Annotated in this window: 8 protein-coding genes; 7 read left to right on the top strand and 1 reads right to left on the bottom strand. The window is 64.0% G+C overall.

Annotated elements, in window-relative coordinates:
* Nucleotides 1–129 precede the first annotated feature (129 nt).
* The 5 genes from ACVOL0_RS02895 to ACVOL0_RS02875 all read left to right on the top strand — a co-directional run bounded on the left by ACVOL0_RS02895 (nucleotide 130) and on the right by ACVOL0_RS02875 (nucleotide 9,490).
* Nucleotides 130–3,294 carry a TonB-dependent receptor gene (locus ACVOL0_RS02895; protein ID WP_481547826.1) on the top strand — a complete coding sequence of 1,055 codons (3,165 nt, stop codon included), beginning with the start codon at nucleotides 130–132 and terminating at the stop codon, nucleotides 3,292–3,294.
* A gap of 78 nt (nucleotides 3,295–3,372) precedes the next feature.
* Nucleotides 3,373–4,632, top strand: a complete 1,260-nt coding sequence (locus ACVOL0_RS02890) for a redoxin domain-containing protein (protein ID WP_481547825.1) — start codon at nucleotides 3,373–3,375, stop codon at nucleotides 4,630–4,632.
* Nucleotides 4,616–6,736 (top strand): protein-disulfide reductase DsbD family protein, encoded by a 2,121-nt coding sequence (locus ACVOL0_RS02885; protein WP_481547824.1) that lies wholly within the window; start codon nucleotides 4,616–4,618, stop codon nucleotides 6,734–6,736. Before ACVOL0_RS02890 ends, ACVOL0_RS02885 begins: the two co-directional genes overlap by 17 nt.
* Before the next feature lie 55 nt (nucleotides 6,737–6,791).
* A complete protein-coding gene (locus tag ACVOL0_RS02880) occupies nucleotides 6,792–8,150 on the top strand; it encodes a M16 family metallopeptidase (protein WP_481547823.1) in 1,359 nt (452 codons plus the stop codon).
* Entirely contained in the window at nucleotides 8,147–9,490 is a 1,344-nt protein-coding gene (locus ACVOL0_RS02875; RefSeq protein WP_481547822.1) for a M16 family metallopeptidase, read from the top strand. Before ACVOL0_RS02880 ends, ACVOL0_RS02875 begins: the two co-directional genes overlap by 4 nt.
* A gap of 79 nt (nucleotides 9,491–9,569) precedes the next feature.
* Here the strand turns inward: ACVOL0_RS02875 and gloA are convergent, their stop codons facing one another.
* Complete coding sequence (gene gloA / locus ACVOL0_RS02870; RefSeq protein WP_481547821.1) at nucleotides 9,570–10,097, bottom strand: lactoylglutathione lyase; 528 nt, start codon at nucleotides 10,095–10,097, stop codon at nucleotides 9,570–9,572.
* Between the two features lie 393 nt (nucleotides 10,098–10,490).
* On the opposite strand from gloA, the gene ACVOL0_RS02865 reads away from it, so the two are divergent.
* Together ACVOL0_RS02865 and ACVOL0_RS02860 are read left to right on the top strand one after the other, a co-directional pair.
* Nucleotides 10,491–10,928: a CopL family metal-binding regulatory protein gene (locus ACVOL0_RS02865; protein WP_481547820.1), complete on the top strand. Its 438-nt coding sequence runs from the start codon at nucleotides 10,491–10,493 to the stop codon at nucleotides 10,926–10,928.
* A gap of 96 nt (nucleotides 10,929–11,024) precedes the next feature.
* Nucleotides 11,025–13,739, top strand: coding sequence for a TonB-dependent receptor (locus ACVOL0_RS02860; RefSeq protein WP_481547819.1), 2,715 nt, complete (start codon nucleotides 11,025–11,027; stop codon nucleotides 13,737–13,739).
* The last annotated feature ends 36 nt before the right edge of the window (nucleotides 13,740–13,775 follow it).

The raw sequence follows: 13,775 nt of genomic DNA, 5'->3' as shown, positions 1-13,775 counted from the left end.
AAAAATATTTTTGACCCTGAGTACCCTTTTCCCGCACTTGGACACACGGATGTAACAAGAGGCTGGTTCCGCGCAAGGCGGCTCCGGTTGCTCGGTAACCATTCGATGTCTTTCGGGGGCGAATTATCCATGGGGTCCAGCACTATTCTTCGTAAACACACGCTGGTGACAGCAGTGGCGGTCGCACTGCTGGTCGGTGCCAGCAATGTGGCCATGGCACAGTCAGCAGCGGCGGCCGATACGGCTGCCGCTGCGGCGGTGTTCCAGTTTGATATTCCAGCGCAGTCATTGGCCTCGGCACTTGAGGCGTTCGCCGAGCAGAGCGGCCAGCAAGTGGTGTATGCCGGTGGCGCTGGTAGCGGGGTGCAAAGTGGCGCGGTCAATGGCCGTCTCGGCGCGGACGCGGCCTTGCAGCAGCTGCTTGCGCCTACCGGCTATACGCATGCCTATATCAATGCCAAAACCGTTGCCATCCGCCCGCGCAGCAGCGCCGGCGAGGTGGTTGAACCGACAGCTGGCAACGCGGAGACGCTGGAGACGATCAATGTCACCGGTACCTACCTGAAGAATATCGATCCGGCCTCGCCGCTGATCGTGATCGACTCGCAGCTGATCGAAAGCCGTGGCTATGCGTCCATCGAGGATGTGCTGCGCAACTTGCCGCAGAACTTCTCCAACCGCACCAGCGCCTCACGCGCGCTGGGTGAGAAGGAGTTCGGCAGTACCTATGGTGATGGGGTGTCCGGGCTGGGCTCCTCCGGTGCCAACCTGCGTGGCCTGGGCAGTCGTTCCACGCTGATCCTGGTCGACGGCCGCCGCCGCAGCGGCTCGGCACAGGCGCAGGGCGCCTACACCGATATTTCCTCGATTCCTGTTTCGCAGATCGAGCGCATCGAAGTGCTCAGCGATGGCGCCAGCGCCATCTATGGCTCCGACGCCGTCGCCGGCGTGATCAACATCGTGCTGAAGAAGTCCTACGACGGCACCACCGCGCAGCTGCGTCATGAAAACTCCAGCACCGGCGCCGATGTGTCGCGGCTGGATCTGGCCCACACCTTTGGCTATGGCAGTGGCCACGTCACCGCTGCGGTCGGGCTTGAGCGTACGCTGCCTGCAGACGTCACCAGCCTGATCCACGTCGGCCCGGACGGCCGCGGTGACTTCAGCGACCGTGGTGGCGTCAACGGCCGCACCCGCAACAAGGGCCAGCCCGGCGTGGTCTATGAGTCGCTGGATTTCGGCATCGATTACCACTTCATGGGCGACGTGCTTGGGGTGATTCCCGGTGGCCAGGATGGCACTGCGCTGGATCCGGACAGCCTGCTTGCCTACGACCCGGCAACTGCGCCGTCGACCTATGAGCGCAGCCGCATCGGCCCCAAGGTGGACAACACCTATGTCCGCATCAGCGGCGTGCACGATCTTGCCGAAACCACCCAGCTGAACTACGGCATCAGCCATGTGCGCCAGGTCAACAAGGAGAACTGGCGGCCGACCCTGTTCGACTTCAGCATCTTCGAGGACGGTTACAACACCTACGTTCCCGAGAGCAACAAATACAACAACTTCGGCAGCGACGTGCTGGTGGGCTATTCCTTCGAGCGTGAGTTCGAGGGCATGAACCTGAGCGAAGACCAGAAGCAGACCAACAGCGACGCGCATGTCGGCATCAACGGCAAGCTGCCGTTCGCCAAGGGCTGGGATTACGAGGCGACGTACAGCATCGGCCGCGAGAAGGGCACCACCACCGCCCTGATGGACCTGACCGGCTCGATGGGTGCCGATGGCTATGCGCGCACGCTGGAAGTGCTCAATGGCTTGAACGTGTTTGGCGACGGCAGCAATGACGCCATCGTCGCGCGCAACCGCGAGCTGCTGCAGAGCCTGGTCGAGCGCCACGTCTATCGCTTCCAGTCGCGCGCCAATACCGTCGACCTGCTGACCCGTGGCGAGCTGTTCCAGCTGCCCGCAGGCAAGATCGAAGCGGCATTCGGCGCACAGCACCGAGAGCAGCGTTACAACTACGAGAGCAATCTCGGCGAGCAGCTGACCTCTGAGAGCAAGGGCAAGTCCGAGGCGCTGTTCACCGAAATCGGTATCCCATTGTTGAAGGATCAGCCGCTGGCCAAGCTGCTGAGCCTGACCGTTGCCGCCCGCTACGAGCGCTTCGACCAGCGTGGCGACAGCGCGCTGCGTGATTGGTCGGCTGGGCTCGGTGAACTGGGTGGCTTCGATGTCGAACGGCTGACCGGCGTCAACAACGACGGCGCAAGTGGCAGCACCGGCAGCGATACCGTGGTATCACGCAGCTTCAGCCGCACCAGTCCGCTGGCACGCTTGGCGTGGAAGCCGATTGAGCAGCTGCGTCTACGCGCCACCTGGGGTGAGTCCTTCCTGGTGCCGCAGGCCCAGCAGCAGTTTGGTCAGCTGATCATGGATGACTACACCTCACGCGTGTTGTTCAACGGCGGTCAATTGCCAGATGGGATCACCCAGATCGTCGCGCTCAGTGGCCCCAACGTGAACCTGAAGCCGCAGGTGGCCAGCGTGGTGACCTATGGTTTCGATTGGTCGCCGACCTTCGCCACAGGGCTGCAGCTGTCGGCTACCTATAACCGCACCACCTTCGACAACTACATCGGCGATCCGCTTTCCGGGCTGACCTACTCGGAGATCTTCAAGGACATCAGCAAGATGCCCGAGGGGACCTTCACCCTGGGCGAGAACGGGGTGATGCTGTGGGACAACCGTGCGATCAACTTCCTTGGCCGCCGCTCACGCAGCATCGATACCACCGCCAGCTATTACTTCGGCAACGGCTGGGGTGATTGGCGTATCGAGCTCAATGCCGTGCGAACGCTGGAGCTGACTTCGCGTTCGCTGGCATCGATGCCTACGTTGAGCTACGCGGACAGCGAGTTGGGGCCGAGCAAGTGGGCCGGCGACCTGTTCGTTGGCTGGGAAGGAAATGCGTGGTTTGCGTCGTTGGGCAGCCATTACAGCGCCGCGCATCGCGTGCTGTACCCGCTGTCGGCCGTCGCCACCGACTACAACGATTTCATCCCCAATGAAAATCCGCGTACACGTTCGGCGTCCTATACCACCTTCGATGCGCAGGTTGGTTACCGCAAGCACCAGCGTGATGGTTGGTTGGGTGGGGTGACCGCACGCATGGGTGTACAGAACATGTTCGATCGCGACTATCCGTTCGTCGACAACCTGTCCGGTTTCGTCTCCAACCGCGTCAACATCCGCGGCCGCGTGCTTTACCTGGACATCAAGAAAGAGTTCTGACCTCGACGGGCTGCTCCGTAACAACGCGGTGCGCCGGTCCCTCGTCGGCGGCGCACCGCATCCACTGCAAGGAAAACCATGAAGTCCATCGCCACCACCACGCGCGCTTGCCTGCTGGCCAGCGCGGTCGCCGCTGCACTCGGCCTCGCTGCCTGCGGTCCATCGCACGCCCCGCCTGCAAGCCCCGCCCAGGATGCGTCCGCCGCGCCGGCAAGCAGTGGCGCGTACAGTATTCGCGGCGCGCTGTCAGGGTTGGACGATGGCACCGAGCTCAAGCTGTTGGTGCCGTCCGCGGCGACCGATCCCCTGCATGTCGAACCGGTGGCCACGGCAACCGCACAGGGCGGAGCGTTCGTGCTCAGCGGCCAGGTGCAGCAGGCGGTGCCGGCGGTGCTGATGGTGGGCAATCAAGGCTCGGTGAAGCTGGTACTGGAGCCGGGCGAAGTGCGCATCGTAGCCGGCGCGTTGGGCCCGGTGGCCAAAGGCGGCAGCCTGACCGAGCGGGTTTACGGCTATCTGGAAGATCCAGCCTATGTGGCCGCCTACAAGGCCAACCGCGAAGCCAACCGCAAGGCCTTCGCTGGCGTGGATGAGAACGACGAAGCGGCGATGAAGGCCGCGCGTGATTCGGTGGCTGCGCCGTTCGCTGCCCTGACCAAGGTCAGGAACGACTACGACGCCGCCATCCTCGACGGTGCCGAGCCGGCCCTGCTCAAGCTGCTGGTGCTGAGCGAGAACTACGACTGGAAGCGCTACGACGTGGCCCGTCGCGCGCAGTTGCTGGCCAGCTACAAGCAGGAGCTCGGCGCGCATCCATTGATCACACAGATGGAGCAGGCGGCTGCTGACTACGCCAAGACCCAGCAGCTGGCGGAGAAGTTCGGCCCGGGCAAGCCCTATGCCGACATCGAGGCAGTCGGCGTGGATGGCAAGGTGGTCAAGCTGTCCGAGGTGCTGGCACGCAACAAGCTGGTGCTGCTCGATTTCTGGGCCTCCTGGTGCGGCCCGTGCCGGGGCGAGTTCCCGCACCTGCTGAAGGTCTACCGCGAGTTCCATGCGCACGGTTTCGAGATCTACGCCGTATCGCTGGATGAAGACAAGGAAGACTGGACCAAGGCCATGCAGGAGGAGGGCGGCAGCAATGACCTGCCGTGGATCAACCTGCAGGCGCCGGGCTTCGAGGACAAAGCCGCACAGACCTATGGCGTGGTGCAGTTGCCGCAGAACTACCTGATCGCCGGTGACGGCACCATCGTCGGCGTCGGCATGCGCGAATGGGACGTCGAGCGCGCAGTGCGTGCGCAGATCAAGAAGGTTGAAGATGCGCCTGCCCGTTGATGCCATCCGCCGCGTCGCGCTGAACGCATTGCTGCTGCTCGGCGTGCTGTTGCCTGGCAGCGTGCTGGCACAGGTGCAGGCCGAGCTGGTGGCGGCACAGCGCTCGGTACAGCCGGGCCAACCGCTGCAGTTGGCGCTGCGCATGCAGCACGATCCGCATTGGCACAGCTTCTGGAAGAACGCCGGCACCGGTCTGCCGACCAAGCTGATGTGGGAGCTGCCGCCGGGCTGGACGGCCGAGGCGATCCAGTGGCCGACGCCAATCCTGGTACGTGACCGCGAAGGCAACATCACCGGTCATGGCTACGAAGGCCTGTCCTATCTGCCGGTGCGCTTGATCGCTCCGGCCGACCTGAAGCCGGGCAGTGCGGTCGAGTTGAAGGCACAGGCCCGTTGGCTGATGTGCGAGACGGTGTGCATTCCGGGCAAGGCTGCGGTGAGCCTGAGCTTGCCTGTCAATGCCGACCCACCACAGCCCGACGCCGATGTGCAGGCGGCGTTGGCGGCATTGCCGATGCCAAGCTCCAGTGAAGGCTGGCAGTTGGCTGCAACCCGCGAGCAGGGTGACCTGACCCTGCGCGTGGCGGCGCCGACCGATATCGCTGAGTTGCACTTTTTCCCGGCCGACGAGTTCGTTTCCTACAAGGTGCCGCAGACCATCGGCAATCGCGGTGCACGCGCCTTGCTGAAGCTACCGCTGGACCCGGCCGAGGCCATGCCGTCCGATGCAGCGCTGCGCGGTGTGTTGGCCTATACCGACGCACAGGGCGCCTACCGTGGTGTCAGTATCGAGCTGCCGTTCGTCGCCGAGGCCGAAGCCACGGCGCTGGTCAGCACGGCCGACCTTGGGGCTGCACCGGCTTCGGGCGCAGGCAATGATGGTGCGCAGCTATCGCTGTTGGTGCTGCTGTTCGCAGTGCTCGGCGGGCTGATCCTCAACCTGATGCCCTGCGTGTTCCCGGTGCTGGGCCTGAAGGTGGTTGGTTTCATCGAGCAGGCCGGCAATGACAGGCGCAAGGTCAGCCTGCATGCACTGTCGTTCACCGCCGGTGTGCTGCTCTCGTTCTGGGCATTGGCCGGCATGCTGGCGGTGCTGCGCGAAAGTGGACAGCAACTGGGCTGGGGCTTCCAACTGCAGTCGGCTCCGTTTGTGTTCGTGCTGGCGGTGGTGATGCTGGCGTTCGCGATGAACCTCAGTGGCGTGTTCGAGGTTGGCATGCGTGCCACCAGCGTTGGCTCTGGCCTGCAGACCCGCAGCGGTGTGGCCGGCAGCTTCTTCAGTGGCATGCTCGCCACGGTGGTGGCAACGCCGTGCAGTGCACCGTTCCTGGCACCGGCCCTGGGTGCTGCTCTGGCCCTGCCGACTGCACAGTCGTTCCTGGTGTTCACCGCCATCGCGCTGGGTCTGGCGCTGCCGTATCTGTTGCTGTCGGTATTCCCGTCCTTGGTGAAGCTGTTGCCGCGCCCCGGCGCGTGGATGGAAACCTTCAAGCAGCTGATGGCCTTCCCGCTGTATGCCACCGTCGGCTATCTGCTGTGGGTGCTGGCCGGGCAGTTGCACGAAACGGCACTGCTCAACGCCTTGCTGGCATTGTCGCTGCTGGGCTTTGGCCTGTGGCTGTACGGCCGCGGTACCCGTCCTGGTGCCCGCGGTGGCAAGGCCAGGCTTAGTGCAGTTGCCGGTGTACTGGTGCTGGCCGCGGCGGTGTTGTTCGGCTGGCCGCGGGCAGCGGCACCGGAGGCATTGCAATGGGAGCCCTGGAGCAGCGAGCGCGTGCAGCAGCTGCAGGCCGAAGGTCGACCGATCTATGTCGATTTCACCGCACGCTGGTGTGCTACCTGCCAGGTCAACAAGAAGGTGGTGTTCGCCGCGGCGCGGGTGACGGACTACTTCCGCGACAACGACGTGGTCGCGCTGAAGGCGGACTGGACCAATGCCGATCCATTGATCACCGCCGAGCTGGAACGGTGGAACCGCAGCGCGGTGCCGTTCAACCTGGCCTATCCGGCCGGTGGTGGTCCACCGCGCGAACTGCCTGAAGTACTCACGCCGGAGATCGTGCTCTCCGCGCTGGAAAACGCCACCCCACAAGGACGGGACTGAACCCCCGTCGCTGACTTCCCCGCGCCTCCGGGCGCATTTCAAGAGAACGCAACGCATGATTTCGCAACGCCTGTTGTGCGCCGGCCTTGCGCTGGGCTTGATGGCAGCTACCGCTGCCTCGGCCGAGCCGGTCAAGGTCAATGGCTTCACCCACGTCAAATCCCTTGATGGCATCGATGAGTACCGGCTCGACGCCAACGGTTTGAGCGTCCTGCTGCTGCCCAACCACGCCGCACCGGTGGTGACTTTCCAGATGACTTACCGGGTTGGTTCGCGCAACGAGGTGACCGGCACCACCGGTGGCACCCACCTGCTTGAGCACCTGATGTTCATGGGCAGTACCAACTTCGACGGCGCAAACAACGTCGATACCTACCTGGATCGCGTTGGTGCGGGCTTCAACGCCACCACCTCACTGGACCGCACCAACTACTACGCCACGCTGCCACCGGCTGCGCTGGATGGTTACATCGCCATCGAAGCCGACCGCATGCGCGGCCTGCTGCTGCGCGAGAAGGACCGCCAGAGCGAAATGACCGTGGTGCGCAACGAGTACGAGCGCAATGAGAACAACCCCAATGGTGCGCTGATGAAGCTGATGTGGGCCACCGCCTACAGCGCCCACCCGTATCACCACCCGGTGATCGGCTGGCGCAGCGACATCGAGAACGTGTCCATCGAGAAGCTGCGTGCGTTCTACGACACCTTCTACTGGCCGAACAACGCCACGGTCACCGTCGTCGGTGATATCGACAGCGCCAAGGTGCTGGCCAGCATCGGTGAGAAGTTCGGCAAGGTTCCGCGTTCGCCGCATGCCATTCCCGAGGTCTACACCACCGAACCGGAACAGCAGGGCGAGCGTCGGGTGACGCTGCGTCGTGGCGGTGAAACCGGCACGGTGATGATGGCGTACAAGGCACCGGCCGGCCTGGACAAGGACATTCCCGCACTGAACGTGCTGGAGCTGGTGCTGCAAGGCGGTCGCAGTGCCCGCCTGCAGCGTGCGCTGGTGGATACCAGCAAGGCAGTGGCGGTATCGGGTGGCATGTACCAGCAGCGCGATCCCAGCCTGTTCATGCTCAGCGTGGCGCTGGCCCCGGACAGCAAGCATGAGGACATCGAGAAGATCGTCCGCGACGAGATCGCCAAGGTCGCCCGTGATGGCGTCAGCGTCGAGGAGATCAAGCGCGTGCTCGGTCCGTACCGCGCCGAGGAAGCCTACCGCCGCGATGGCACCGACCAGGCCGCCGATGCGCTCAACGAGTTCATCGCGATGGGTGACTGGACCCTGTATTCCACCGCCCTGAAGGACCTGGAGAAGGTCACCCCGGCTGACGTGCAGCGCGTTGCCGGCAAGTATTTCACCGCAGAGCAGAGCACGGTTGGCTGGTTCGTGCCGGAGAGCAGCAAGTGAACAACGCAAAACGCATTCGACTGATTCCGCTGGCACTGGCCGCACTGTCCAGCCTTGCTGGGTTCGCCGCACAGGCAGGTGTCGCCGACACCGCCGTGCACGCCAAGGCGGCAGGTATCGACCTGATCGTCTACCCGATGGGGGTCAAGGACGTGGTCACCTTCACCGGCTCGATGCCGCTGGGTGATGCCTTCCTCGCGGCCAAGGCCGACAACCCGGCGGTGCCGACACTGACCGCGATGCTGCTGGAAGCCGGCACCACCCGCCGCGACAAGTTCGCCATCTCCGATACCCTCGACGGCATCGGTGCGCAGCTGTCCTTCAGCCCCAGCGCCGCGCGCATCGGCATCTACGGCAAGAGCCTGAAGCAGGACCTGCCGACCGTACTCGACCTGCTCGCCGAACAGCTGCGCCAGCCGGCCTTCAGCGCCGAGGAGCTGGCCAAGGCCAAGGTGCAGCTGGAAGCGGCGCTGCGCCAGGCCAGCGACAACCCCGGCACGATGGCCCGCGAAACCATGATGCTGAGCATCTTCCCGGCCGGCAGCATCAATGCACCGGCACCGCGCGAAGCCATGCTCAAGGCGGTGCCGCAGGTGACGCTGGAGCAGATCAAGGCCTTCCACGCCAAGTACTACGGTCCGGCGCACATGACCCTGGTGTTCACCGGTGACGTCGATGCCAAGGCGATTGAAGCCGCGGTGGCACACGGCTTCAACGGCTGGAGCGGCGGCGTCGACTACCTGCGCGACGCGCCGGCACGGCTGCCTGCCAAGGCCGCCGAGCACAGCATCGCGATGAAGGACAAGGCCAGCGTCAGCGTGTTCCTGGGCCAGGCCACCGGCCTGCGTTACACCGATGCCGACTACCTGCCGATGACGGTGGGCGTGGACGTGCTGGGTTCGGGCTTCACCGGTCGCCTGATGGCGGCGGTGCGCGCGAAGGAAGGCCTGACCTACGGCATCGGCGGCAACCTGCTGGGCAGTGACTACATGGACGGTGGCCTGGGCATCAGCACCACGTTTGCGCCGGAGCTGATGGACAAGGGCATCGCCAGCACCCGCCGCGAACTGCAGCGCTGGTGGAAGGACGGCATCACCGCCGAAGAACTGGATGCACGCAAGCAGGCGATGGTCGGCAGCTACCAGGTCGGCCTGGGCAACACCGACGGCATGTCGGCGGCGATCATCGGTACGGTCGAGCGCGGCGTGGGCCTGGCATGGCTGGACAACTACCCGCAGGCGATCCAGTCGGTGACGCTACAGCAGGTCAATGGCGCGATCCGCAAATACGTGGACCCGCAGAAGATGGTGCTGGTCAAGGCAGGCACCTTCAAGAAGTAAGTCGTCACCTCTGCCAAGTGGTTCGACACCAGCAAACGCCGGCGCAAGCCGGCGTTTGTTGTTTCAAGCTGTGCGCTTATCAAGCACGCACGGTGTTGGAAATGATCTCCACCCAATAACCGTCCGGGTCCTTGATGAAGGCCAGGCTCTTCATGCGGCCATCGCTCAGGCGCTTCTGGAACGGCACGCCCAGTTCCTCGAAACGCGCACAGGCCGCTTCCAGTTCCGGCACCGACACGCAGATGTGGCCAAAGCCGCGCGGGTCGCTGTTGCCGTCGTGGTAGACCGGGCCATCCTGGTTCTCGGTGCCGTGGTTGTGGGTGAGTTCCAGCACGCCGGGAATGCCGGCCATCCACAGGCGGCGCTCGGCATCGTCCTGCGGCACCTGCACCCCGGCCGGTACATAGGCCAGGAAGTACAGGCTGAACTGTGCTTCGGCGAAATCACGCTGGTCGATCAGCTGGAAGCCGAGCACGCGCGTGTAGAAATCCAACGAGGCGCGGATGTCCTTGACCCGCAGCATCGTGTGGTTGAACACGAAACCGTTGGTTTCGGCGGGCACCTGGGCGGCGACGCCGGGCTGTTGAGCAAGGGTTTGAAGGCTCATGAAATCTGTCCTGTTGCGATGAATGGGGGAGGGCGCGTGTGCAGCTACGGCAACGCAATGCTCATGCAGAAAGTTGCATTTGAAATCGCCACCCCTGCTTGCATGCGTCGATACAAAAAATCATCAACGGCATACCTTCAGTGGCTAGGCGGCTGCGCGCGCGCTGGCTATGCTGCGTCGCAGGATAGTCGTTGTTCCCCTCGTTTGGATGAAGCGCACATGCATTGCCTGATGTGCGCCGGGAAGTGACGCTGGCGCAAGGGCTGCGCGGCTTGTTGGCAGGGGATGCCACCACGGATGGAGCCATGGCGTGAGCAGCGGCGGTTGACAAGGTTTCGCTGCTCGCGTTATTCATTGTATGTATATACAAATAACGGAATTGTCCGGAACTTCATGTCCTACCGTATGTGCCTGCCGTTGCTGCTGATGCTGGTGCTCGCCGTCGAAGGCGTGCTCGGGGCATGGGCGAGCACGCGCATGGTGCTGCATGCGGACGGGGTTCCGTCGGTCGCCGGGATCACCCGTGCGGCCAGTGCCGGCTGTGATCCAGTGCGAAGTGACGTGGCGGCTCGCGCGTTGGCATCGCCGCGCGCAACTGCTGGCGGCGGCCACGACGAGCATGCCGGCAAGTCGGCTTCCAGCCATGCCGATGACTGCAGCTGTGCCGACAGCGTCGGCTGCGAATGCCTGTGCGTGTTCACCATCTATCCCCCCGCGTCGGCGCTGTTGTTCGCCGGTGCACACCCGCCGGTGGCAGCCGAAACCTCGTTGCCGGTGCTGGTACTGCCGGCGGGCAGGTTATCCCGCGTCTTCCGACCTCCCATCGTCTGAGCGGTTGTTCTCGCGTCACCACGACGTAGTAGTGAACCGTGCTCGCGCCCGCGACCGCGGCTATCGCCCCGAGAAAGAATCCCAGCGAGAGAGAACATGTACTTGAAGCCCCAAGCCTTGGCTGCGGCCATCGGCACGCTGTTGTGTGCCACCGCCGTCCACACCGCCAACGCGCAGGACGCGCAACCCCCGAATGAAGCCGCCCGCACGCTGGACGCCGTGCAGGTCACCGGCAGCCACATCAAGCGCGCGCAGTTGTCGGGCGTGGGCCCGGTCAGCGTGATCGACGCGCAGGCCATTGAACGCTCCGGCGCTACGTCGGTGGACACGCTGTTGCAGCGCCTGCCGGCCTCGGCCGGTTTTGCAGGTAGCCAGAGCAACGCCTACTGGGCCGAGAACGGCTACGGCACCACCCAGGTGAACCTGCGCGGCCTCGGCATCAACCGCACCCTGGTGCTGCTCAACGGTCGCCGCATCGTCAATGGCGGCACCGGCGCCAACAGTTCGGTCGATCTGAACATGATCCCGGTGTCGCTGATCGAACGCGTGGAAGTGCTCAAGGACGGTGCCTCGGCCATCTACGGCGCCGACGCGGTGGCGGGCGTGGTCAACATCATCACCAAACAAGGCTTTGATGGTGCCGAGGCTGCAGTACGTTACGGCCAGACCACGCGTGGCGATGGCGATGAAACCGCTGTCGATCTGGCCTGGGGCGTCACCAGTGATCGCGGCTCGCTAATGGCCGGCATCAACTATGCCGAAGGCGGCACGGTGAACATGGCGTCGCGTGCGCCCTGCGGTTTGGCCGAAGTGGACGGCAAGCTGGTGTGCTCGGGTAGTTCCACCACGGTGGGTGGCCGCGCGCTGCTGGCCGATGGCAGTCGCGTCAACTTCAACCAGGTACTGGGCGGCAATGGCGATTTCTACGAGCCGTACTCGGCCGCCAAGCACAACTACAACGGCAACCCCACGCTCAACGCGGTCAATCCGATCAAGCGCATCAGCATCAGCGTGTTCGGTGACAGCCAGCTCAGCGAGAACACCACCGTGTTCACCGAGCTGATGTACACCAACCGCCAATCCGACCAGTTGGCCGCGCCGGGCGGGCTCGGCGTGTACCGGCCGATCAATATCGCTGCCAATCACCCGACCAACCCGACCGGACAGGACCTGCTGCTGCAGCGCCGTCGCCTGGAAGAAGCCGGCCCGCGGCATTTCTCGCAGGAGGTGAATACTTTCCGCGGGCTGGTGGGTGTGAAGGGGCAGTTCGGCACTGGTTGGGACTGGTCGGCTGCCTTGAACTGGGGCCGTAACACTGGCGTCGATGGCTCGGACAACGTTGCCAATCTCGACCGCGTCGAGCAGACCTTGAACCGCAGCATCTGCAGCCCGGTACCGGGCGCGGCGATTCCCTGCGGCGACTATCTGGGTTACGGCGACCTCAGTCGCGAGGTGCTCGACTACATCCTCTACACCTCGCGCGATACCGGCGGCAACGAACAGAAGAGCTTCACTGCCAACCTGAGCGGACAGATCTTCGAGCTGCCTGCAGGCTGGGTGGGTTTCGCCACCGGCGTGGAAGTGCGCAAGGAACGCGGCTGGCGTAATCCGGATTCGTTGACCGTGCTGGGCATTGGCAACACCAACCAGCAGGACCCGATTGCCGGTGAATACACCGCCAAGGAAGTCTTCGCCGAGCTGGCCATCCCGCTGCTGCAGGACAACGTCATCGCCGATTCGCTGTATTTGAATCTGGCCGGGCGTGCCTCGGACTACGATCTGTTCGGTCGCGACTACAACTACAAGGCTGGCCTGGACTGGCAGGTCAACTCCTCGCTGAAAGTGCGCAGCACCTATGCCACTGCGTTCCGCATCCCGAACATCCCCGAACTGTTTGGCGGCGTGGCCGAAGGCAACCTGACCACCACCGACCCATGCAGCAACTGGTCGGCCTTGCCGGCTGGCTCAACGGTGCGTGCCAACTGCCAGGCCTACGGCGTGCCGGCCGGCTATGTGCAGCCGGGCAATACCATCCTCACCACCTCCGGTGGCAATTCGGCATTGGAGCCGGAAGACGCCACTTCGTTCACGGCAGGTGTGGTGTGGACACCGGAGTTCCTGTCCGGGCTGACCTTGACGCTGGACTACTACAACATCCGCATCAAGCACGCGATCCAGCGTATCGACGGCTCCACCAAGCTGGCCATCTGCTACAACACGCCGGGACTGGCGCATCCGTTCTGTGATGCCAGCAACTTCACCCGCAACCCGCGTACCGGCGAAGTGGACTTCCTGTCCTCGCAGCCGGTCAATGCCGCCAACGAGCATGTCACCGGCTACGACTTCGGCGCGCTGTATGAGTTCAAGGCAGCAGGCTTCGATGCCAGCGTCAGCGCCGATGTGTCGTATCTGCAGCGTTATGACGTGCGGCCGTACGACGGTGCTGACCTGATCGAGTACGCCGGCAAGATCACCGGCGGCCGCGGCAGCTATGCCAAGTGGCGTGGCCTGGTCTCGGTCAATGCCTCGCGTGATCAGTGGTCAGGTACCTGGAGCACGCAGTACATCGGCCGTGCCGATGACATCAATGCGGCGCGCGGTGATATCGGTGACCACGCGCCGTCGGTGTTCTACCACAACCTGCAGCTCAAGTACGCGGTGAGCAAGGCGCTGGATGTATCGCTGGGGCTGGACAACGTCTTCGACAAGAAGCCGCCGTTCATCCAGAGCTATACCGATGCCAACACCGATACGATGACCTACGACCTGCTGGGTCGCCGCTGGTACGCACGCATCGGCTACCGCTGGTGATTGGATGCGCCCCGTCGCAGCAGCGGCGGGGCGCGT

The sequence above is a fragment of the Stenotrophomonas sp. STEN021 genome (assembly GCF_056760175.1).
This window is presented reverse-complemented; position numbering and strand designations above follow the sequence as displayed.

Bases quoted from the DNA above. Each gene is read 5' to 3' on its own strand.
- gloA (WP_481547821.1), bottom strand. From the start codon at position 10,097: ATGAGCCTTCAAACCCTTGCTCAACAGCCCGGCGTCGCCGCCCAGGTG.
- ACVOL0_RS02885 (WP_481547824.1), top strand. From the start codon at position 4,616: ATGCGCCTGCCCGTTGATGCCATCCGCCGCGTCGCGCTGAACGCATTG.
- ACVOL0_RS02865 (WP_481547820.1), top strand. From the start codon at position 10,491: ATGTCCTACCGTATGTGCCTGCCGTTGCTGCTGATGCTGGTGCTCGCC.
- ACVOL0_RS02895 (WP_481547826.1), top strand. From the start codon at position 130: ATGGGGTCCAGCACTATTCTTCGTAAACACACGCTGGTGACAGCAGTG.
- ACVOL0_RS02880 (WP_481547823.1), top strand. From the start codon at position 6,792: ATGATTTCGCAACGCCTGTTGTGCGCCGGCCTTGCGCTGGGCTTGATG.
- ACVOL0_RS02860 (WP_481547819.1), top strand. From the start codon at position 11,025: ATGTACTTGAAGCCCCAAGCCTTGGCTGCGGCCATCGGCACGCTGTTG.
- ACVOL0_RS02890 (WP_481547825.1), top strand. From the start codon at position 3,373: ATGAAGTCCATCGCCACCACCACGCGCGCTTGCCTGCTGGCCAGCGCG.